General features: G+C 69.8%; 23 protein-coding genes. 9 read left to right on the forward strand and 14 right to left on the reverse strand.

Going from position 1 to position 20,681, the window contains the following annotated elements; genetic code table 11:
• The first annotated feature begins 25 nt into the window (after positions 1 to 25).
• Positions 26 to 397, forward strand: coding sequence for a hypothetical protein (locus HOW07_RS08415; RefSeq protein WP_121292890.1), 372 nt, complete (start codon positions 26 to 28; stop codon positions 395 to 397).
• 76 nt (positions 398 to 473) lie between these two features.
• Complete coding sequence (locus HOW07_RS08420; RefSeq protein WP_121292892.1) at positions 474 to 1,427, forward strand: helix-turn-helix transcriptional regulator; 954 nt, start codon at positions 474 to 476, stop codon at positions 1,425 to 1,427.
• Between the two features lie 18 nt (positions 1,428 to 1,445).
• Here the strand turns inward: HOW07_RS08420 and HOW07_RS08425 are convergent, their stop codons facing one another.
• From HOW07_RS08425 to HOW07_RS08460, 8 genes are all read right to left on the reverse strand, one after another.
• The gene (locus tag HOW07_RS08425; protein WP_139205466.1) at positions 1,446 to 1,721 is read right to left on the reverse strand and encodes a hypothetical protein; all 276 of its coding nucleotides are present in this window, start codon (positions 1,719 to 1,721) and stop codon (positions 1,446 to 1,448) included.
• Positions 1,722 to 1,823: 102 nt separating this feature from the next.
• Entirely contained in the window at positions 1,824 to 2,216 is a 393-nt protein-coding gene (locus HOW07_RS08430) for a type II toxin-antitoxin system death-on-curing family toxin (RefSeq protein WP_121292894.1), read from the reverse strand.
• The gene (locus HOW07_RS08435; protein WP_071261931.1) at positions 2,213 to 2,410 is read right to left on the reverse strand and encodes an antitoxin Phd; all 198 of its coding nucleotides are present in this window, start codon (positions 2,408 to 2,410) and stop codon (positions 2,213 to 2,215) included. The genes HOW07_RS08430 and HOW07_RS08435 overlap by 4 nt, the downstream gene beginning before the upstream one ends.
• 39 nt (positions 2,411 to 2,449) lie before the next feature.
• Complete coding sequence (locus HOW07_RS08440; protein WP_121292896.1) at positions 2,450 to 4,138, reverse strand: ABC-F family ATP-binding cassette domain-containing protein; 1,689 nt, start codon at positions 4,136 to 4,138, stop codon at positions 2,450 to 2,452.
• A 597-nt stretch (positions 4,139 to 4,735) separates the two neighbouring features.
• Complete coding sequence (locus HOW07_RS08445) at positions 4,736 to 5,812, reverse strand: phosphotransferase family protein (RefSeq protein ID WP_175116640.1); 1,077 nt, start codon at positions 5,810 to 5,812, stop codon at positions 4,736 to 4,738.
• 51 nt (positions 5,813 to 5,863) lie between these two features.
• Positions 5,864 to 6,505: a Fic family protein gene (locus HOW07_RS08450; RefSeq protein WP_217485235.1), complete on the reverse strand. Its 642-nt coding sequence runs from the start codon at positions 6,503 to 6,505 to the stop codon at positions 5,864 to 5,866.
• Entirely contained in the window at positions 6,502 to 6,684 is a 183-nt protein-coding gene (locus HOW07_RS08455) for a hypothetical protein (protein WP_159876653.1), read from the reverse strand. Before HOW07_RS08455 ends, HOW07_RS08450 begins: the two co-directional genes overlap by 4 nt.
• Before the next feature lie 116 nt (positions 6,685 to 6,800).
• Complete coding sequence (locus HOW07_RS08460) at positions 6,801 to 8,018, reverse strand: MFS transporter (RefSeq protein ID WP_175116641.1); 1,218 nt, start codon at positions 8,016 to 8,018, stop codon at positions 6,801 to 6,803.
• 173 nt (positions 8,019 to 8,191) lie between these two features.
• On the opposite strand from HOW07_RS08460, the gene HOW07_RS08465 reads away from it, so the two are divergent.
• From HOW07_RS08465 to HOW07_RS08480, 4 genes are all read left to right on the forward strand, one after another.
• The gene (locus tag HOW07_RS08465) at positions 8,192 to 8,650 is read left to right on the forward strand and encodes a MarR family winged helix-turn-helix transcriptional regulator (protein ID WP_175116642.1); all 459 of its coding nucleotides are present in this window, start codon (positions 8,192 to 8,194) and stop codon (positions 8,648 to 8,650) included.
• Positions 8,651 to 8,805: 155 nt separating this feature from the next.
• On the forward strand, positions 8,806 to 9,771 hold the full coding sequence (locus tag HOW07_RS08470) for a DMT family transporter (protein ID WP_175116643.1): 966 nt from the start codon (positions 8,806 to 8,808) through the stop codon (positions 9,769 to 9,771).
• A gap of 58 nt (positions 9,772 to 9,829) precedes the next feature.
• Positions 9,830 to 10,630: a carbon-nitrogen hydrolase family protein gene (locus HOW07_RS08475; RefSeq protein ID WP_175116644.1), complete on the forward strand. Its 801-nt coding sequence runs from the start codon at positions 9,830 to 9,832 to the stop codon at positions 10,628 to 10,630.
• A complete protein-coding gene (locus tag HOW07_RS08480) occupies positions 10,627 to 11,955 on the forward strand; it encodes a M20/M25/M40 family metallo-hydrolase (protein WP_175116645.1) in 1,329 nt (442 codons plus the stop codon). Before HOW07_RS08475 ends, HOW07_RS08480 begins: the two co-directional genes overlap by 4 nt.
• A gap of 107 nt (positions 11,956 to 12,062) precedes the next feature.
• On the opposite strand, the gene HOW07_RS08485 is transcribed toward HOW07_RS08480, so the two are convergent.
• Positions 12,063 to 12,779 carry an NUDIX domain-containing protein gene (locus HOW07_RS08485; protein WP_175116646.1) on the reverse strand — a complete coding sequence of 239 codons (717 nt, stop codon included), beginning with the start codon at positions 12,777 to 12,779 and terminating at the stop codon, positions 12,063 to 12,065.
• A gap of 189 nt (positions 12,780 to 12,968) precedes the next feature.
• On the opposite strand from HOW07_RS08485, the gene HOW07_RS08490 reads away from it, so the two are divergent.
• Entirely contained in the window at positions 12,969 to 14,399 is a 1,431-nt protein-coding gene (locus tag HOW07_RS08490) for a glycoside hydrolase family 30 beta sandwich domain-containing protein (RefSeq protein ID WP_175116647.1), read from the forward strand.
• Between the two features lie 83 nt (positions 14,400 to 14,482).
• Complete coding sequence (locus HOW07_RS08495) at positions 14,483 to 15,052, forward strand: dihydrofolate reductase family protein (protein WP_079000480.1); 570 nt, start codon at positions 14,483 to 14,485, stop codon at positions 15,050 to 15,052.
• Between the two features lie 58 nt (positions 15,053 to 15,110).
• Here the strand turns inward: HOW07_RS08495 and HOW07_RS08500 are convergent, their stop codons facing one another.
• From HOW07_RS08500 to HOW07_RS08510, 3 genes are read right to left on the reverse strand one after another with little or no spacing between them, the layout of a single operon-like run.
• Complete coding sequence (locus HOW07_RS08500; protein WP_175116648.1) at positions 15,111 to 16,283, reverse strand: acetyl-CoA C-acyltransferase; 1,173 nt, start codon at positions 16,281 to 16,283, stop codon at positions 15,111 to 15,113.
• Positions 16,280 to 16,972 carry a 3-oxoacid CoA-transferase subunit B gene (locus tag HOW07_RS08505; RefSeq protein WP_175116649.1) on the reverse strand — a complete coding sequence of 231 codons (693 nt, stop codon included), beginning with the start codon at positions 16,970 to 16,972 and terminating at the stop codon, positions 16,280 to 16,282. Before HOW07_RS08505 ends, HOW07_RS08500 begins: the two co-directional genes overlap by 4 nt.
• Positions 16,973 to 16,977: 5 nt before the next feature.
• Positions 16,978 to 17,703, reverse strand: coding sequence for a CoA transferase subunit A (locus tag HOW07_RS08510; RefSeq protein ID WP_175116650.1), 726 nt, complete (start codon positions 17,701 to 17,703; stop codon positions 16,978 to 16,980).
• A gap of 196 nt (positions 17,704 to 17,899) precedes the next feature.
• Here HOW07_RS08510 and HOW07_RS08515 point away from each other — a divergent pair, with 196 nt between their 5' ends.
• A complete protein-coding gene (locus tag HOW07_RS08515) occupies positions 17,900 to 18,649 on the forward strand; it encodes an IclR family transcriptional regulator (RefSeq protein WP_175116651.1) in 750 nt (249 codons plus the stop codon).
• 87 nt (positions 18,650 to 18,736) lie between these two features.
• On the opposite strand, the gene HOW07_RS08520 is transcribed toward HOW07_RS08515, so the two are convergent.
• Together HOW07_RS08520 and HOW07_RS08525 are read right to left on the reverse strand one after the other, a co-directional pair.
• The gene (locus HOW07_RS08520) at positions 18,737 to 19,606 is read right to left on the reverse strand and encodes an aldo/keto reductase (protein ID WP_079000486.1); all 870 of its coding nucleotides are present in this window, start codon (positions 19,604 to 19,606) and stop codon (positions 18,737 to 18,739) included.
• 112 nt (positions 19,607 to 19,718) lie between these two features.
• The gene (locus HOW07_RS08525; protein ID WP_121293249.1) at positions 19,719 to 20,609 is read right to left on the reverse strand and encodes a LysR family transcriptional regulator; all 891 of its coding nucleotides are present in this window, start codon (positions 20,607 to 20,609) and stop codon (positions 19,719 to 19,721) included.
• Positions 20,610 to 20,681 lie beyond the last annotated feature (72 nt).

A 20,681-nucleotide genomic window follows, 5' to 3' on the forward strand; every position in this document is an offset into this window, starting at 1 on the left:
CGAAACACCAGTTGGGGGTGGGACCGTGACGACCTGGTCTTCCAGTGCGCCCGACTTCCTCGCCCTCGATGACGCGCGCACCACGGGCCGGCTGCTCGACCGGACCGACATCGTCTTCGAGACCTCGCACGTCAGCGCCGAGGCGGGCGGCGGTCTCTCGCTCAGTCGCTCGGCGATCGCCCTGGACGTCGACGGCGACACCGTCCGTGTCCTCACCCGGCACGTCGTCGCGTGGTCGCTTCGCGACGAGGGTGGACTCATCGTCGTGACCGTGTGGTCCGAACGTCCGACCGCCGTCCACGAGACGACGGTGCTACCCCGCTTCGCCCACATGACGTCGTCGGCGATGACCGACGTCCTCGGCGCGGAGCACGGCTTCCTGCAAGGGACCGCCTGACATCGAGTGGACTGCTCCGCGTCCGGACGCCCCGTCTAGGGTGACAGTTCAGGATCGTCGTGAGATTCTATGAACGATGAGCGAACACACGGGACCCGTCGAGCGGTCCGAGGTCGCAGGTCGCGACGTCGATGAGGCCCGCGACCTGTTCGCCGGTGCCTACAACGCCGGCTCGATGGTCATCGAGCCCACGGCATCCGACTTCACCTTTCGATACACCGCCATCGGCGACGACGAGCTGACCCTGCGCGGCACCCAGTTCGACGGCCACGTCACGGGCACGGTCCTGACGCAGGGCGAGTACATCGTCTCGTGGTTGACCGGCGGCAGTGGCGCCACCGATCTCGCCGGTGATCCGGTTCGACTCGTGCACGGGCAGCCGGCGATGTTCGCGAACAACCGGCTCGCCGAGTTCGACTTCACGGACTACCGGCAGAACCTGATGCACTTCGACGGGACGTTCCTCGAGCGGGTGGCCGGCGAGGTGGAGGGCACGAGCGGCCCGATCCTCTTCGACACGACGGCCCGCCCGTCCGGAGAACAGCTCCGTCGTTGGGCCGCCTCGGTGACGTCCGTCGCCCGGGTCATCTACGACGACGCGAGTCCAGCGCTCCTGCGGTCCGAGGCGAACCGCGCGGCAGCGGTCGCGCTCTTGGAGACCTTTCCGCACACGGCGCTCCATGCGCCGGTCGAGATCGGGGTACCGAGGGCCGGGAAGACTCGTGCGGCCGTCGAGTTCATGATCGCCAACGCGCATCTGCCGATCCGAACGGAGGACGTGGCCGAAGCGGTCGGCATGAGCCAGCGCAGTCTCCAGAGTGCCTTCCGCAAGGAGCACGACATCACCGCGATCGACTACCTCAGGCGCGTCCGGCTCGATCGGGTGCAGGAGGAACTTCGTCAGGCCGACCCGGGGCTGACCACGGTCGCAGAGATCGCCAAGCGATGGGGTTTCGCCCATCTCGGGCGCTTCTCCGCTTCCTACACCAACCGCTTCGGCGAGTACCCGAGCACGACGCTCGGCTCATAGCCGTCGAGACCGGTCGGGTCAGAACTCGCCGAACTCGTCGTATTCGTCGAGACCGGAGAGACTCTCCGTCTCGAGCGTCGGGACGATCTCCAACGCCCGGTTCGCGAAGGACTCCACGCTGACGTGCAGGCCGGGGCTGACGAGGACGTCGAGGTTCCGGTCGGAGGCGAGCGGGACGCGGACGAAGCGACCGCCGACCTGGACGGCGGACTCGATCTCGGACATGAGCGCAGGGATGTCGACACCCGGTTCGATGTCGTAGGTGGCACGCCCGATGGCGATGCTGTACTGCATGACCATCACCTCCGAGCTCGGGTTGTTGATGCCAGCGTAGGGAACGGTCCTGAGGATGACGGTGGGTTGACCAAGGCGGCGACTCATGCAGGGGGTGTCGCCTCAGTCCTCCTCCCGCGCGGTGAAACTGCGCAGCACGGATGCGACGAATGCGAGCTCCGCGTCACCCGTGGCGACGCTGTTCATGAACGCCTCCGCTGCATCCACGTCGAAACCGTGGCTGAGCCGGATGCCGTTCACACCGAGGAACACCCACGCAGACGCCCAAGCCGTGCGCTTGTTTCCGTCGACGAAAGCATGATTGCGAGCGATGGAGTGCAGTAGGGCTGCCGCTTTCAGGAAGATGTCCGGGTAGGCGTCGAGTCCGAAAACGGTGCTCTGCGGCCGGGCGACTGCAGCGTCGAGAAGTCCGAAATCGCGGACGGCAGGCTGGTGGCCGAGCGCGGCGGCGCTGGCCGTGAGGACATCCTCGCGGTCAAGGAAGTACGCGGTCACGCGAGGCGCGCATTGAGCTCGGCGGAGGTCGCTGCGACCTCCTGCGCGAGTTGGGCGATCATCCGCTTCCGGTCGTTCGCCGCAGCCAATGCAGCATCGTGGACGAACACTTTCAGGGAGGTCTCCGTGCCTGAGGCGGATGCGCGGAGCTGCTCGAGTTCCGCGTCGGTGAAGGTCACGTTGAGTGCCGGCATGGATCGATGATAGCTCGTCGGTACCTGAACAGGTACCTGCTACCGTGCGCGGTCGACGCGGGTCTCCTCCCAGACGGGCTCGTCGGAGGCCTGCACCCGGCCGTCGGAGCCGAACACGAGGAAGCGGTCGAAGCCGCGCGCGAACCAACGGTCGTGGGTGACCGCGATCACGGTGCCCTCGAAACCCGCCAGGCCCTGCTCGAGCGCCTCCGCCGAGACGAGGTCGAGGTTGTCGGTCGGCTCGTCGAGCAGCAGCAGCGTGGCACCGGAGAGTTCGAGCAGGAGGATCTGCAGGCGTGCTTGCTGTCCACCGGAGAGCGACTCGAACGACTGCTCGGCCGCACCCGCCAGCCCGTAGCGGTCGAGCACGCGGCTGGCGGCCTCGCGGGGGAGACCCGATCGGTGCTCGTCGCCGCGGTGCAGGATGTCGAGCAAGGTCCGGCCGACGAGTTCCGGGTGCCGGTGCGACTGTGCGAACCACCCCGGCTGCACGCGCGCGCCGAGCTTGGCGTCGCCGTCGTGCTCGACGGGGACGAGCGCGTCGCCCGCTGCGGCGAGATGCCCAGCGCCCGGATCGGGATCCGTCCCACCACCGGCGAGCAGCCGGAGGAAGTGCGACTTGCCCGAACCGTTCGAACCGAGGACGCCGATGCGCTCGCCGAACCAGATCTCCGCGTCGAACGGCTGCATGAGGCCGGTCAGTTCCAGCCCCGTGCAGACGATCGCGCGACGGCCCGTGCGTGCGCCGCGGAGGCGCATCGTGACCTGCTGGTCCTTCGGCCGCTCCTCAGGCGGACCGGCCTCCTCGAACTTGGCGAGTCGGGTCTGCGCGGCGCGGTAGCGGGAGGCCATGGAGTCGTTGAACTTGGCCTGCTCGCGCAGACGCAGCACGAGTGCGCGCAGCTTCATGCGGTCCTCGTCCCAACGCCGCCGGAGTTCGTCGAGTCGGTCGAGGCGGGCGTCGCGGGCCTCGTGGTAGCTGCGGAAGCTGGCGCCGTGGGTCCACGTCGTGCTGCCGGCCGCGCCGACCTCGAGGGTGATGATGCGGGTCGCCGCCTGTGCCAGGAGCTCGCGGTCGTGCGAGACGAGGAGGACGGTCTTCCGGGTCTCGGCGAGCATCCCCTCGAGCCAGCGCTTCGTCGGGACGTCGAGGGAGTTGTCGGGCTCGTCGAGGAGGAGGACCTGCTCGGGGCCGCGGAACAGGGCCTCCAGGACGAGCCGCTTCTGCTCGCCGCCGGACAGGGTTCCGAGCGTCCGCCACTGCGCGCGATCGTAGGGCACCCCGAGCGCCGCCTCGCAGCAGCTGTCCCAGAGCACCTCCTGGTCGTACCCGCCGGCGTCGGCGTACTCGGCGAGCGTCGTCGCGTAGGCCATCTGCGTCGCCTCGACGTCGTCCTCCATGAGGGCCAGCTCGGCGCGGTCGACCGCCTCGGCCGCCGCGCGGATCCGCGGAGGCGCGACCTGGACGAGGAGGTCACGGACCGTCCGGTCGTCGTCGCCGCGACCGACGAACTGATCCATCACGCCGAGGCCGCCGTCGATGGAGACGACCCCGGAGTCGGGCTGGAGTTCGCCGCGGATGATCCGCAGAAGCGTCGTCTTGCCGGCGCCGTTCGCTCCGATGAGCGCGGCGATCGCCCCTTCGCCGACGCGGAACGAGACCTCGTCCAGCAGGGTCCGTCCGTCGCTCAGCGTGTAGCTGAGGTCACTGACGTCGATGTAGCCCATGGTGCGCACTCCCCAGGGAGCCCATCGCTCCCGAACGGGCCCGCGCTGGTTCGCGCCGGGCCGCCCACCGCCTGGCGAGCCGACCAGTCTAGCGGCGTCGATCCGGACGCGCGCAACGCGCGCTCACCGAGTGCACCCGTTCCGCTCACTGAGCGCACCCCCTCCCGGTCACTGAGTGCACCCCCTTCCGGTCACTGAGCGCACCCGTTCCGCTCACTGAGCGCACCCCCTCCCGGTCACTGAGTGCACCCCCTTCCGGTCACTGAGCGCACCCGTTCCGGTCACTGAGTGCACCCCCTTCCGGTCACTGAGCGCACCCCGTTCCGGTCACTGAGCGCACCCGTTCCGGTCACTGAGCTTGTCGAAGTGTCCACGGGGTGTCCTTCGACAGGCTCAGGGACCGGGGGAGGTCACGCTCAGGGACTGGGCGTCCGGATCGGTGGGTCCTGGTCGCTGGGCTCGGGTTTCGGTCACTGAGCTTGTCGAAGTGTCCACGGGGTGCCCTTCGACAGGCTCAGGGATCGGGGCTGGCCGGCGCCTTTCGGCAGGTTCAGGGACTGAGGCAGGGCTGACCAGGGACCGCGGGTGGCAGGCGGCTCAGGCGAGCGATGCGGCGATGTCGCGGATCCACGTGCGCACCGACGCGTCGTGCTCGTCGAACCAGTCACCCTCGTAGCCGCGCGGAACGCCCTCCACCACCATGACGAGTGCGAGGTACAGCGACCACAGGCGCGCGCGGGTCCGGGCGTCCTCGTCGGGGAGGAGCTCGCGGCCGGCTACCTCACGGTAGGCGCGGAGGAGTTCCGAGTCGGCGGCGACCGTCTCCGGCACGTCGGTGAAGAGCGCCAGGGAGACGAGGTCGGCGGTCGGGTCGGCCCAGTGCGCGCGTTCATGGTCGATGACGCCGGTCAGTTGGGCGGCCTCCGCCCCGTGCTCGGGCATGACGAGGAGGTTGCCCTCCCAGAGGTCGAAGTGGACCAGTGTCGGCTCCCTCACGCTGTCGAAGGCCGGAAGTGCGGTGTCGATCAGGCGTCGGATCTCGTCCGCCGCGACCGGGAGGTCGACGTCGAACCGCAGGGCGTCGGCGAGGACGGCCTCCACGACGAGTCGGTAGGCGTCGGCTGCGCTCGCCGCCTGGAGCTCCGGGCGTACGGGGTAGCCGAACCGCTTCCCCTCGGCGAGCCCGGTCGATGGATCGGTGGACGCGGCCTCCGCCGGGATGTCGACGTCGCCTGGTTCCACGTGGAACGGCGTGCGACCCGCCTCGTGCAGACGGGCGAGCGTGCGGCCGAGGACGTCGCGGGCGAGGGGGACGGTCTCGGTGCTGTTCGCCGGCCGGCCGGTGAGCTCGGTCATGACGAGCGCGTCGCGTCCGTCGAGCGTCGCCTCGAAGACGATCTCCGGCTGCGGCACCTCCGCACGCCCGAGGATGCGCAGCGCGAGCGCCTCGGTCGCCATGAGTGAGCGCTCGTAGGTGAGCCCGTCGGCGTCGGCGGGGGACAGCTTGACGATGACGCGCTCGCCGCCGTCGAGTTCGACCGCTGCGACCTCGTTCGCCGTGCCCGCCCCGAGCATCGTGATGGTCGGGCTGCCGGGCTGCATCGCCGGTCGCTCGGCCGCCCAGTGCTCGGCGACCGCGATCATGGTGTCACTGGGGCGAGGCGTTCGGCTCATCCGCCCACGGTAGTCGACGGTGTGGCGCTCCCGCTCCCGCAGCCCGTCGGCTCAGGAGATCGGTTCGCGGGTGAGAATCCGCGTGAAGATCGCAACGAGCTTCGAGTCGTCGCCGTCGTTTCTCGCCGCATGACAGGCCGCGTGCAAGTCGTCGCGCTCGACCCGACCCCACTTGAGACCGCGCCCCGACTCAGCGAGCAGCTGCGCGAAGAACTCGCGCTGCGTTCGGCCGTTCCCTTCACGAAACGGATGCGCGAAGTTCATGTAGTCGTAGAGATAGGCGACTTCGGCGGCGACGTGATGGTCCGTGACTCCGCGGAGGAGGTCCGAATCCGCTATCCGTTGAGCCGCGTGGGCTACGGGGCGGCCGATCTCCGCCGGAGGCATGAAGGACTCGCCACCATCTCGCGCCAGTCCGACGGTGCGAAGTTCACCTGCCCATTCGTAGACGTCTTGGAAAAGCTGACGATGCAGTGCTTGCACGTGGCTGAGGTCGTAGGTCCGTTTCACGAGCGTCAGATCGGCACGGAGTTCGGCGAGGCGATACTCGACGAGGTCGTCCTCGGCGGCTTGGAGCTGTTCCGCGTCGACGATCCCGAGCGTGTTTCGGAGGACTTCTGAGTCAGGCCCCTGAAAGTAACCGAGCCAACGAGATGCTGCATCCCCCAGCTCCCAGGGACGCTCGATGGTCAATCGAGACCGTAGCGCGAACGCACCCGTTGGCCGAGCTGCGCGATGTCGATCTCGCCTCGGACGTAGGCATCCTGGTCAGCCCGCGTCGCGGGGGTGCTCTGTGATCCCTCGAGCTCTGAGGATCGGCGAGCGTCTTCGATCGCGCGCTGCCGTCGGTCCTGTGCAGTGTCCAAAGTCATAGCGTCGTCCTCCTGACGCCAGTGTAATCGGGCGTCCCTCGAGCGATGCCACCGTCGCTGGTCGGCTGAAACATCGAAGTAATTTGTCCACAACTCCTGCTGGAGTCGTGCGCGGATCACGCGGGGTGCGGGATCTCCTGGCGGGCGGCGTCGGCGGGCTCATCCTGCAGGAGTCGTGGACGACGGCGGGCGCGTTTCGCGGCGCTCGACGCACCGGTGATGACGATCAGCCCGAGCAGCGTCATGGCTGCACCGGCCCAGATCGGCGAGGTGTAGCCGAGACCCGCGGTGATCGTGACGCCGCCGAGCCAGGCGCCGAGCGCGTTGCCGAGGTTGAACGCGGCGATGTTCGCTCCCGAGGCGAGCGTGGGCGCAGCCGACGCGTACCGCATCACCCGCATCTGCAGGCCGGGCACGGTCGCGAATCCGAAGCCACCCATGAGGACGAGGGCGATCACGGTGGCTACGGGCGACTGCGCGGTCGCGGCGAAGATGACCAGGATGACGGTCAGCACCGCGATCACGACGATGAGCGTCCGGTCGATGTTCCGATCCGCCGCCTTGCCGCCGACGATGTTGCCGACCAGGAGTCCGACGCCGAAGAGGATGAGCAGCCACGGCACCGTGATCGAGGCGAAGCCGCTGACCTCCGTGAGTGTGTACGCGATGTAAGTGAAGGCGCCGAACATGCCGCCGTAGCCGAGGACCGTGACGGCGATCGAGAGCCAGACCTGTCCGGAGCGGAATGCGCGCAGCTCGGCGAGCAGTGATGCCGGGGCCCCGTCGCGCTTCGGCTTCGGCACGAGGGTCAGGATGCCGATGAAGGCGATGACCCCGATCACCGTGATGGCCCAGAAGGTCGAGCGCCAGCCGAAGTGCTGGCCGAGCAGTGTGCCGAAGGGGACGCCGAGCACGTTCGCCGCGGTGAGGCCGGTGAACATGATCGCGATCGCGCCGGCCTGTCTGTGTGCGGGGACCATCGCCGCCGCCAGCACCGAGCCGATACCGAAGAACGCTCCGTGGCTGAGGGCGGCGAGGATGCGGCCCGCGAGCATGACCTGGTAGTCGCCGGCGAGTGCGGAGACGAGGTTGCCGGCGATGAAGAGCACCATCAGGGCCAGCAGGACGGGCTTCTTCGGCAGCCGGGTGACCGCCGCGGTGAGGGCGAGCGCCCCGACGACGACGGCCAGGGCGTAGCCGGAGATGAGCCAGCCGGCTGCGGCCTCCGAGACGCTGAAGTCGGCCGCCACCTCGGGCAGCAGCCCCATGATGACGAATTCCGTGAGGCCGATGCCGAAGCCGCCGAGGGCGAGGGCGATGAGACCGAGTGGCATGACGATTCCTGCGATTCCTGGGGGTCGTGGGGGAGTGCTGGTGGCCGGAGGGTGGGACGCGTACGCTGATAGTTGCAGACGCGTGATAGATATCGTTGCACGCGCTAGGTAATAGCGCAAGCAACTATGTGCGTCTGCAATCAATTGATCCATGTTCGAACCGAGGAGTCCCGATGGGCATCGCCGACGACGCTGTTGAGATCCGCGCGCAGGGGTGGCGGACGCTCGCCGCCCTGTACGGATCGATCGAGTCCGATCTGGAACGTGCGCTGCAGGCCGAGGCCCGGCTCTCGGTGGTCGAGTACACCGTGCTCGACGCCCTGGGGCGCCAGGACGGCTGGCACATGCGCATGCAGCAGCTCGCCCGCGCGACGGCCTTGTCGCCGAGCGCCACCACCCGGCTCGTCAACCGCCTCGAGGATCGCGCGCTCCTCACCCGTGTGCTGTGCGCCGACGACCGCCGCGGGGTCTACACCGAGCTCACGGCGGCCGGGAAGGCGCTGCTCGAGGAGGCCCGACCGGTGCACGATCGCGCCCTGGAGGAGTCGCTCACCATCGCGGAGTCGCTCCCGGAGCTCGCGCCGCTCGTGGAAGCGATCCACCGGTTGGAGCCCGTCCCGTCCACCGTCTGATCGACCGGACCGTTCTCAGGAGAACTCCGGCGCGTCGCCCGGGGAGCAGGGCGGCGTGCCGGAGGAGTCCTGAAACAAGGACGTCCGGGTCGCAGAACGGTGCACGCGCGTCGGCGGGTGATGCCAAGCTGAGTCGTCCGACCCGAGGGAGCACGATGAGCACCGCAGCACCGAACACCCGTGTCACCGCGCTCGTCGCACCAGGCTCCCGCAGGGTGCTGGGCGCCTATCTCGGCGCTGCGCTCATCTGGGGCGCCAGCTTCCTCTTCATGAAGACGGGCCTCACCGGACTCGCTCCGACGCAGGTCGCACTGTCCCGCGTCGTGCTCGGCGCCGTCACGCTCTGCATCATCATGCTCGTCACCCGACGCCGCTGGCCGCGGGAGCGTCGGCTCTGGGCGCACCTCGCCGTCGTCTCCGTCTTCCTCTGCGTCGCCCCGTTCCTCCTGTTCTCCTGGGCGGGACAGTTCCTGCCGTCCGGCCTGTCGAGCATCCTCAACGCGACCACACCGATCATGACGCTCGCCGTCGGCGCGGTGTTCCTCCCGAAGGAGCGGCTGAACGGCCTGCAGGTGTTCGGTATCTTCGTCGGAGCCCTCGGCGTCGCGATCGTCGTCGGTCCCTGGCGCGTCCTGGCCGACCCGGCGATCCTCGAGTCCATCCCGGCTCAGCTCGCCTGCCTCGGCGCGACCCTCTGCTACGGCATCGCCTTCGTCTACCTCCGGAAGTTCGTCCTCGGCACCCACGGCTACGACGCGGTGGTCATCTCGGCCGTGGAGATCTCGCTCGCCGCCGTCATCATGCTCGTGCTCTCGCCGTTCATCGCGATGCAGCCGGTATCGCTCGACGCCCCGGTCGTCCTCAGCATGCTCGCCCTGGGAGCACTCGGTACCGGCGTCGCCTACATCTGGATGACGACGATCGTCGACTCCTGGGGTCCGACGGCGGCGTCCACCGTCACCTACCTCACACCCCTCGTCGGTGTCGTCCTCGGCATCCTCGTGCTCGGTGAGGTCCTGCACTGGAACGAGCCGGTGGGCGGCGTGATCGTCGTGCTCGGCATCCTCGTGACCCAGGGCCGGCTCCGGCTCCGGCGGCGCACGCCCCCACTCTCGGCATAGGGTGGCTGGACGGCCGCGCGCTGACGGTCACGGCCCTTCCCACGGAACGAGGTTTCACATGCGCATCGCATCCGGGCAGTTCTCCGCCGGAACGGACATCGACGAGAACCTCGCCAGCGTGGTCGCCCTGCTCGGTGAGGCCGCAGCGGGCGGCGCCGAACTGCTCGTGCTGCCGGAGATGAGCAGCTACGCGACGTCGGAGCCGCCGAGCGCGCTCGCCGCGATCGCCCAGCCACTCGACGGCCCCTTCATCACGGGCGTCGCCGCCGCAGCCGCAGCGCGCTCCCTCCCGACGGTCGTCGGCACCATCGAGGAGAACCCCGGTGGGTTGCCTTACAACACGCTCGTGGCGATCGACGCTGAGGGCAACATCACCGCGAGGTACCGGAAGGTGCACCTCTACGACGCCTTCGGCTACGCCGAGAGCGACGGCATCTCGGCCGGCGAGCTCACCGAACCGTTCGTCCTCGAGCTCGGCGACCTCCGCATCGGCGCCTTCACCTGCTACGATCTCCGCTTCCCGGAGAGCGCGCGGCGCCTCATCGACGCCGGCGCCAACGTCATCCTGCTGCCCGCGATGTGGATCGTCGGCCCGGGCAAGGAGGACGCCTGGACCACCCTCGTCCGCGCCCGGGCCATCGAGAACACCGCCTACGTCGTGAGTGCCAACCAGACCGGCCCGCTCGCCACCGGCAACTCGATCATCGTCGACCCCGCCGGCGTCGTCATCGCCGCCGCCGGCGAGGCACCCGGTGTGGTGTTCGCCGAGCTCGATCCGGCGCGACTCGACACCGTGCGGGCGCGGGTGCCTTCGCTCGCCAACCGCCGGTTCACCGTGGTCCCGCGGACCGCCGAATGAGCGTGGGCGAACGCGTGAGCGACCCGGTCGGTCTCTCGGAGGTCGTCTCCATCACGCGCGACCTCATCCGGATCGACACCTCGAACTACGGCGGCGGGCGTGCCGTCGGCGAGTCCCGCGCGGCGGACCTCGTCGAACGCCTGCTCGGTGAGGTCGGGATCGTGTGCGAGCGCTTCGAGGCAGAGCCCGGCAGGACGAACCTCGTCGCGCGATGGCCGGGTCGTGACCGCACGCTGCCCGGTCTGCTGCTGCACGGGCACCTCGACGTCGTCCCGGTCGACGCGGCCGCGTGGACGGTCGACCCGTTCGGCGGCGAGATCGCCGACGGCATGCTGTGGGGCCGCGGCGCCGTCGACATGAAGAACATGGTGGCGATGATCGTCGCGTCGGTCCGGCGCATGGTGACGGCTGGGGAGCAGCCCGAGCGCGACGTCGTCTTGGCGTTCTTCGCCGACGAGGAGGCCGGGTGCGTCCTCGGCTCGCAGTGGATGGTGGAGCACCACCCGGGGCAGTTCGCCGGCGTCCGCGACGCGATCAGCGAGGGCGGCGGGTACAGCGTCACCCTCGGCGAACGGGCCGACACCCGCGCGTACCTGCTCAACACCGGTGAGAAGGGCGTGCTCTGGTTGCGCCTGACCGCCCACGGTGCCGCCGGTCACGCCTCGCTCGCGAGCCAGGATTCGGCGATCGTGAAGCTCGCCGCCGCCGTCGGCCGGATCGGCGCGCTCGACTGGCCGGTGTCGTTCACCGAGACCACGACGCACCTGTTCCAGCGACTGCGCGAACTGACCGGAGCGTCCTCCGAGCTGTCGCCGTTCGAACTCGCCGCGCTCGTCGGTCCAAGCGCGTCGCGGCTGCGCGCCGGCCTGCAGAACGTGGCGAACGTCACCATGATCACCGGCGGGTACAAGGAGAACGTGATCCCCGAGTCCGCGACCGCGACGGTCGACGCCCGGTTCCTGCCCGGCCAACGGGACGAGGTCATCGCGCGCATCCGGGAGGCGGCGGGCGAGGGGGTCGACGTCGAGGTCCAGCTGGAGCTCATCGCGATGGAGTCGCCGAACGACGGTGAGCTCGTCTCGGTGATCGAAGCGGTCATCGAGCGGCACGATCCCGGTGCGACCGTGCTCCCGCACCTCATCCCCGGCGGCACCGACGCGAAGGCGCTCAGCCGACTCGGCATCACGGGGTACGGGTTCATCCCGCTCAGGTTGCCGGCGGACTTCGACTTCCCCGGGATGTTCCACGGTGTCGACGAACGTGTGCCGCTCGACGCGCTCGACTTCGGCTGCGCGGTGCTCACGGACGTCATCCGCTCGGTCTGACGGGCAGGGGACCGGGGGCCGACCGGTGTTCGGGTTCGCCGATCGGCCACCCGGAGACGGGTGGCACGGGGTTCTGGCGAGCTCGGGGCCCGGGAGTCTCGGCGGTACTAGCGTGCGGGTGGTGCAGGCGGCACGGGCGTCGGTGCCGTCGCGAACGGGCCGGAGAGCCTCGCCCACTGCAGCAGCATGATGGTCTTCGCGTCGATGATGTCGTCGCCGATGCGTGCGATCGCGTCGTCGATGTCGAGTTCGAGGAGCTCGATCTCCTCGCCCTCCTCGGCGAGCCCGCCCCAATCGCCGCGACGCGCAGCGGGGTCGTACTCGGCAGCATAGAAGTGCAGGCGTTCGGTCACGGAGCCGGGGCTCATGAAGGCGTCGAACACGTGCTGGACGGCCTCGACCGCGAACCCGGTCTCCTCGCGGGCCTCGCGGGCGACCGCCGTCTCGGGATCGTCGTCGTCGAGCAGGCCTGCGGCGGTCTCGATGAGCTCGCCGGTCGGGTGTCCGTTGACGTAGGCCGGGTAGCGGAACTGCCTGGTGAGCAGTACTTTCCGGGACTCACCGTGGTAGAGCAGGATGGTCGCGCCGTTGCCGCGGTCGTAGGTCTCGCGCTGCTGCGTCGACCATGCGCCTGAGCGGTCCTGGACTCGCAGGGTCGTCCGGCGGAGGACGTGCCAGGCGGCGGCGACCAGTTCCACGTCGGTCACCTGGACGCGCGGGTTGCCGGTGAGGTCGAGGCCGGTCCGGTGCAGACCGGTGCGCCCGCGGGCGTCGGGGAGGTCTGCTCCGGGTTGCGGCTCCCGGACCGTCGTGGAATCGGCCATCCATCGAGTGTACGTCCGCCTGTGAACGGTAGCCCAGGGGGATGCCCCGGGTGCGCCGGGCGGGTGAGCCCTGCTGCACGACGCGCCCGATCGTGAATGGCGACCGGTCTTCGGTTTTCGCGGGTTCTGCAACATACTGGTGGGAGCACCGGTCGCGGTCCACGGAGGACCCCCGTCGAAAGGCACTCGATGACGAGCAGCAGTCCCGCCAGTAGCAGCCCCGTCGCCAGCGGAGGCACCACGGCATCGGCGCGGTCGGTCGCCTGGGTCGTGACCACCCAGGACGCCCCCTGGCAGGAGCAGGAGGCCCTCGGGTTCGGTCGACTCGCGGGTATGCCGAACGTCATGGTCGACGTGACGAACCCGCAACAGACCGTCGACGGCATCGGCGGGTGTTTCAACGAACTCGGCTGGACCGCGCTCGGGCTCCTGTCCGAGGAGGACCGAGAGGGCATCCTGTCCGACCTCTTCACGCCGGGCGCGGGGCTCAACCTCTCGCTCTGCCGCATGCCCGTCGGCGCCAACGACTTCTCCACCGACTGGTACTCCTACGACGAGGTCGACGGCGACTTCGACCTCGAGCACTTCAGCATCGACCACGACCGCGCGACGCTCGTCCCCTTCATCCAGGCGGCACAGCGCTACCAGGGCGACCTGCGCCTCTGGGCGTCGCCGTGGAGCCCGCCCACCTGGATGAAGACGAACGGGCACTACGCGGCCGCGCGACCCTGGGCGGAGTCAGGCGTCGACAACGGCATCCGTGACGACCAGCTGGGCTCCGAGGGGACGGATCTCTTCATCCTCGAGGACCGCTACCTCGAGACCTACGCCCGGTACTTCGCCCGCTTCGTCGAGGCCTACGGCGAGGAGGGCATCCGGGTCAAGATGGTCATGCCGCAGAACGAGTTCAACTCGGCGCAGGTGTTCCCGAGCTGTGTGTGGACGGCCGAGGGGCTCGCTCGGTTCATCGCCGTCCTCGGGCCGGAGATGGACCGTCTCGGAGTGCGGGTCTTCCTCGGCACGCAGGAGCGGCCGCACGACGCGCAGATCGAGACCGTGCTCCGGGATCCGGCGGCCGGTCCCTGGGTCGCCGGAGTCGGATTCCAATGGGCCGGCAAGGGCGCGATCGCCGCGGTGCATCACGCCCACCCGGACCTCGCGCTGTACCAGACCGAGCAGGAGTGCGGCGACGGCCGGAACGACTGGCGCTTCGTGCGGCACACCTGGGGGCTCATGCGCCACTTCTTCACGCACGGCGCGCAGGCCTACACGTACTGGAACCTCGCGCTCACCGAGGGAGGGGTCAGCCGCTGGGGCTGGGCGCAGAACTCGCTCGTCGTCGTGCACCCCGAGACCCGGACCTTCCGCTACACGCACGAGTACTTCCTCATGCGGCACCTGGGGCACTTCCTGCAGCCGGGAGCGCAGCGGCTCGCAACGATGAGCTGGACCGGGCACGAGAACCTGCTCGCCTTCCGCAACCCGGACGGCGGCGTCGTGCTCGTGATGCAGAACGACCTCGGCGAGCCGCTCCCCGTCCAGATCGTGGTGGGCGACGACGTCATCACGCCGACCCTGCCGGCCGACTCCTTCGTGACGCTCGTGATCCCGCCCGCCTGACCGTCGGTGCCGGAGCCACCCCTTGTGGGCGGTCGCCTCTGCGGCCTAGCCTCTCGCGTACCGGCACCGGCGACGGAGGACACATGGGCAGGCTCATCTATTCGGCGATCAGCTCGCTCGACGGCTACCTCGCCGATGAGGAGGGACGTTTCGACTGGAGCGCCCCGGATGCCGAGGTGCACGCCTTCGTGAACGAGCTCTCCCGGCCGATCGGCACCTACCTGTTCGGCCGACGCATGTACGAGATCATGACGTTCTGGGAGACGGCGGACGAGCTGCCGGACGAGCCTCGCGAGATCGCCGACTTCGCGGCTCTGTGGCTCGCGGCCGACAAGGTCGTGTACTCCACGTCGCTCGATGCGGTCTCGACGGCACGGACCACGCTCGAGCGATCGTTCGACCCGGAGGCCGTTCGCCGGTGGAAGGCGGAATCGGACCGCGACCTCAGCGTCGGCGGCCCGCACCTCGCAGCCGAGGCGATGGCAGCGGGGCTCGTCGACGAGGTGCAGCTGTTCCTCTCACCGGTGATCGTCGGTGGCGGCTTGCGTGCGCTGCCGGCCAACCTCCGGCGACGCCTGGAACTCGTCGACGAGCGTCGCTTCGAGGCCGGCGTCGTCCACCTCCGCTACACCGTCACCGGCGAGCCCGTCTGAGGTGAGGCAGTCTGTCGCGGGGGTACCCCGGGAGCGACCAGATGCCTCATCTCACGGATCAGACGGCCTCGAGGATGATCGCGGAGCCCTGGCCGCCACCACCGCAGATACCGGCGGCGCCGATCGAACCGGGGCCGGCGGCGGCGAGACGACGGGCGAGGTGGCCGACGATCCGCGTACCGGAAGCGCCGATCGGGTGACCGAGGGCGATCGCGCCGCCGTTCGCGTTCACGATCGCGGGATCCACGCCGAGCTCGTTCGTGGAGTGGACCGACACGGCGGCGAACGCCTCGTTGATCTCGACCGCTGCGAGGTCGCCCGTCGTGTGGGAGGTCTTCGCGAGGGCTGCGACGATCGCGTTCGACGGCTGGGCGTGCAGGCTGACGTCGGGTCCGGCGACGAGCGCGTGCGCGACGACGCGTGCGATCGGGGTGAGTCCCCGTGCCGCAGCGGCTTGCTCGCTCATGAGCACGACTGCAGCCGCTCCGTCGGTGATCTGGGAGGAGTTGCCCGCGGTGATCGTCCCCTCGCCGCCGAACGCGGGACGCAGCCCGGCCAGCGACTCGGCCGTGGTGTCGGCGCGCAGTCCGTCGTCGGTGCTCACGACGGTCGGACCCTTGCGACCCGGCACGGAGAAGGGTTCGATCTCCTCGGCCTGGGCGTCCGCAGCTGCTGCGAGCCGCTGGTGCGACCCGGCCGCCCAGGCGTCCTGCTCCGGGCGTGCGATGCCGAGCGGGCCGTTGCGCTCCTCGGTGGACGAACCCATCGACCGGTGCTCGAACGCATCGGTCAGGCCGTCGTGGTCGAGGGTGTCGACGAGCTCGATGGCGCCATAGCGCTTGCCGGCGCGCGAGCCCGACCAGGCGTGCGGGGCGAGGCTCATCGACTCCTGGCCCAGCGCGACGACGACGTCGACCTCGCCGGCGTCGATGAGACGCGTGCCGGTGACGATCGCCTCCATGCCGGAGAGGCACACGGCGTTGACGGTGATGGCGGGGACGGTGAAGGGGATGTCGGCCCCGACGGCGGACTGCCGGGCGGGGTTCTGGCCGGCGGCGCCCTGCAACACCTGGCCGGCGATGACCTGCTGGACGTCGGCGGCGTCGACCCCCGCCCGGGACAGGGCTGCGCGGATGGCGTGGGCGCCGAGCTCGGTGGCGGGTACGGAAGCGAACGCCCCGTTGAACTTCACGAACGGGGTGCGGGCGTACCCGACGATGACGGTGCTCATGCGTGTGCCTCCTGAGGCGTGGCGGGTGCGGTCGGCACCTCGCCGGTGGTGGTGGGGTCGAGTTCGACGGAGAACTCCGCGCCCGTCAGGGTGCGCAGCTCGGCGACGCTCGTGTCAGGCGCGAAGGCCCGCAGGACGAGCGCCCCCTCGACGATATCGAAGACGGCGCGGTCGCTGATGATGCGGTCGACGACACCGACGCCGGTGAGCGGGAGATCGCACCGCTCGACGATCTTCGGGCTGCCGTCCTTCGCGACGTGCTCGGTGACGACCACCACCCGCGGTGTCCCGGCGACGAGGTCCATCGCGCCGCCCATGCCCTTGACGAGCTTGCCCGGGATCGTCCAGTTCGCGAGGTCGCCGGCACCCGAGACCTGGAGCGCACCGAGGATGGCCAGTTGCACGTGGCCGCCGCGGATCATGCCGAACGAGGTCGCCGAGTCGAAGTAGCTCCCGCCCTCCAGGAGCGTGACCGTCTGCTTCCCGGCGTTGATGAGGTCGGCGTCCTCCTCGCCCTCGATCGGGAACGGACCCATGCCGAGCAGGCCGTTCTCGCTCTGGAGCGTGACGTGGACCCCCGGCGGGACGTGGTTCGCGACGAGCGTCGGGATGCCGATGCCGAGGTTCACGTACTCGCCGTCGCGGAGTTCGGTCGCCGCGATCGCGGCCATGTCGTCTCTCGTCCACATGATGATCAGGCTCCTGCCGGTGTCGTGGTGGCGGCCGCGGGGCGGACGGTGCGCTGTTCGATGTCCTTCACCCGCGGCGTCGCCGTGACGAGGCGCTGGACGAAGATGCCGGGGGTGACGACGGTGTCCGGGTCGAGGTAGCCGTCCTCGACGACCTCCTCGGCCTCGGCGATCGTCAGCCGGCCGGCGGTCGCGACGATCGGGTTGAAGTTCCGCGCGGTGTGCCGGAAGACGAGGTTGCCCTCGCTATCGGCGCGGAACGCGTGGACGAGGGCCACGTCGGCGACGATGCCGCGCTCGAGGACGTAGGTCTCCCCGTCGAACACCTCCGTCGGCTTGCCCTCGGCGACCGGGGTGCCGACGCCGGTCTTCGTGTAGAACCCGGCGATACCGGCGCCGCCCGCGCGCAGCCGCTCGGCGAGCGTGCCCTGCGGCGTGAACTCGACCTCGAGCTCGCCGTCGAGGAACTGCTTGGCGAAGAGCTTGTTCTCGCCCACGTACGACGCGACGACCTTCCGCACCTGTCGGTTCTCGAGGAGGATGCCGAGGCCCTTTCCGTCGACGCCCATGTTGTTGGAGACGATCGTGAGGTCGGTGGCACCGGTGTCCCGGAGGGCCTCGATGAGGTCGGTCGGGTTGCCGCTCAGGCCGAACCCGCCGACCGCGATGGTCGCTCCGTCCCGGACGACCTCGTGCAGCGCCTCGGCGGCGCTCGACCAGTGTTTCGTCATGTCACTCCCTTGTGGATGGCGTGCCGGCTTGACCACATGGTGGTTCCAGCCGATCGTCTCTCCAGTAGTCAGTCACAGCCGTCCTGCGGTGTCAAAGGTGGCATCGGCCCTGATCGCTGATTCGCTCATGACGTGGTCCCGGCTACGGCGTAGGCTCACCATGTGGACAAGCTGATGGTGCGACGTGGCTGAGGGGATGCGCGGCGCCCAGGTCGTCTCGCGCGTGAGTCGGATCCTCAAGATCGTGTCGGAGCATCCCGGCGGGGCGTCGTCTTCGGCGGTGGCCGCGGCCGCCGGGCTCACACGGCCGACGGCGCACCGCCTGCTCGCCTCGCTCGCTGCCGAGGGCTTCCTCGACCACGACGTCCGCGCCGCCCGGTGGCACCTCGGTCCGGAGCTGTTCCTCCTCGGATCGCTCGCGGCGGAGCGGTACGACGTCGCGGAGCTCGCCCGGGAGAGCGTGCGGATCCTCGCGCACGAGAGCGGGGAAAGCGCCTTCCTGTCGGTGCGCCGTGGCTTCGAGACCGTGTGTCTGTTGCGCGAGGAGGGGAGTTTCCCAGTGCGGTCGTTCGTCCTGACGGAGGGGGTCCGCTTCCCGCTGGGGGTCGCGTCGGCAGGACTGGCGATCCTCGCGTTCTCCAGCGACGGGGAGATCGACGACTACCTGGGTCGCGCCGACCTCGACGAGCGGTGGGGCGAGGCCCACACCGCTGATCGCGTGCGCGAGCGGATCCGCGAGACGCGCGAGCGCGGGTACGCGGTGAACCCGGCGCTCATCCTCGAAGGCAGCTGGGGCATGGGTGCGGCGGTCTTCGATGCGGCGGGGAAGCCCGCCTGGGCGCTCAGTCTCACCGGGATCGAGTCCCGGTTCCGGCCTGAGCGCCAGGCGTTCCTCGGTGGCCTGCTGCTGGAGCAGGCGCACGAGCTGTCGAAGCGCCTCCGCTGAGGCGGGCGGTCGGTCCCTGCGCCGAGCCGCACTTCGACAGGCTCAGTGACCGGCGGTCCGGTCCCTGAGCCTGTCGAAGGGCGAGTACTACTCCGAGACGGCGGACAGCTCCTCGAACTCGTCGTCGGTGAGCTCGATCGTCGCGCCCTGCAGGTTGTCCTCGAGGTGCTCGATGCTCGACGTCCCCGGGATCGGGAGCATGACGGGCGAGCGCTTGAGCAGCCAGGCCAGCGCGAGCTGCGACGGGGTCGCGTCGTGTCGCTCGGCGAGCTGTGTGAGCGGGCCGTCCTCCTTGCTGAGGGCGCCGGTCGCCAGCGGGAACCACGGGATGAAGGCGACGCCGTGCTCGGTCGACCAGTCGAGGAGGTCCTCCGAGGAGCGGTCGGTGAGGTTGTAGAGGTTCTGCACCGACGCGATCGGAGCGATCTGCTGGGCCGCCTCGACCTCGGCGACGCTGACCTGGCTGAGGCCGATGTGTCGGATCTTGCCCTCGTCCTGCAGCTTGCGCAGTTCGCCGATCTGGTCCTCGAACGGCACGGTCGGGTCGATCCGGTGCAACTGCAGGAGGTCGATGCGGTCGACGGCGAGACGACGGAGGCCGAGCTCGACCTGCTGGCGGAGGTAGGCGGGCACGCCGGTTGGCGTCCACTCGCCGGGACCCTGTCGCGTCTGTCCGACCTTCGTCGCGATCACGATGTCGTCGTAGGGGTGCAGCGCTTCGCGGAGGAGGGTGTCGGTGACGTCTGGGCCGTAGGCGTCGGCGCTGTCGAAGAAGTTCACGCCGAGCTCGGCGGCGCGCTTGATCAGGCGGATGGCGCCGTCGCGGTCGTCGGGCTCGCCCCAGACACCCTCGCCGGTCAGCTGCATCGTGCCGTAGCCGAGTCGGTTGACGGTGAGGTCGCCGCCGAGCGAGAAGGTGCCGGCGGCGGTTGCGGGGCGTGTGGTGGTGTCGGTCATGCGGGTGCTCCTTCGGAGGAATGCGGAAAGTCCAGCCAAGCACCGGCGGCTGGGAGGCGCACCCCCCTTGCGTTCGGTCCCCGAGCCTCTCGACGGGGTCCCTCGGTGGCCGTCAGGCCGCAGCGGCCTCGAGGGCGGCGCGGAAGGCGACGATCGCCGGGCGGGTGACGCCGGCCTCGCGCGCTGAGGTGAAGATGGTGCGTCGCGGGAGGTCGGGCAGGTCGACGAGGCGACAGCTGGCCGGCTGGCCCGCCCACTGGAGGTCGGGGATGAGGGCGACCGCGTTGCCGGACTCGATCAACCGGATCTGCGCCTGCAGGTCGGCGGTCTGGTAACGGACGTCGGGCTCGAACCCCGCGCGGCGGCACAACTGCTCGGCGAAGTGGCGTGACGCCGCTCCGTGCGGCTCCATCACCCAGGGGAGGTCGGCCGCATCCTCGATGCGCAGCACCGGGTGGATCTCGTTCGCGACCGGCGGGCACGCGAGTCGGATCGGGTCGGTGGCGAGCTGACGGCGGTCGAGCCCGGGGTGCCGCGGGGCGGCGTGGGCGGGGTACTGCTCCGCGACGACGACGTCGAAGTCGCGCGCCCAGGTCTCGGCCAGGGCGGTCTCCGGCTCGTGTTGCACCATCTCCACGCGGACGTCCGGGTGGTCGCGCCGCATGGCGCTCAGGGCCGCCGGCATGAGCGCGAGCGCCGCCGACTGGAAGACCGCGACGCGGATGGTGCCCGACACGGTCGTGAGGGACGCCCCGAGGTCGGCCTCGGCGCGCTCGAGCGTGTCGAGGAGCGCGTCCGTGTGCCCCACGAGGATCTCGGCCTGTGGGGTGAGCTGCACCCGTCGACCGACCTTCCGCAGGAGCTCGACGCCGGTCTCCTGCTCGAGGACCGAAAGCTGTTGCGACACCGAAGAGGGGCTGAAGTTGAGGGCGGAGGCGACCTCGGCGATCGTCCCGCGGATCTTGAGTTCGCGCAGCAGGCGGAGCCGTCGGACGTCCAGCACGGTGCCCTCCAAAACCATCGGCTCAACCGATGGATATCGTTCGAAAACCCTCGCTGTATCTTATTGGTCCCG

Origin of the sequence: Plantibacter sp. MCCC 1A11337 (assembly GCF_013349365.1) — a bacterium.
In the GTDB taxonomy this organism is placed as follows: domain Bacteria; phylum Actinomycetota; class Actinomycetes; order Actinomycetales; family Microbacteriaceae; genus Plantibacter; species Plantibacter flavus_A.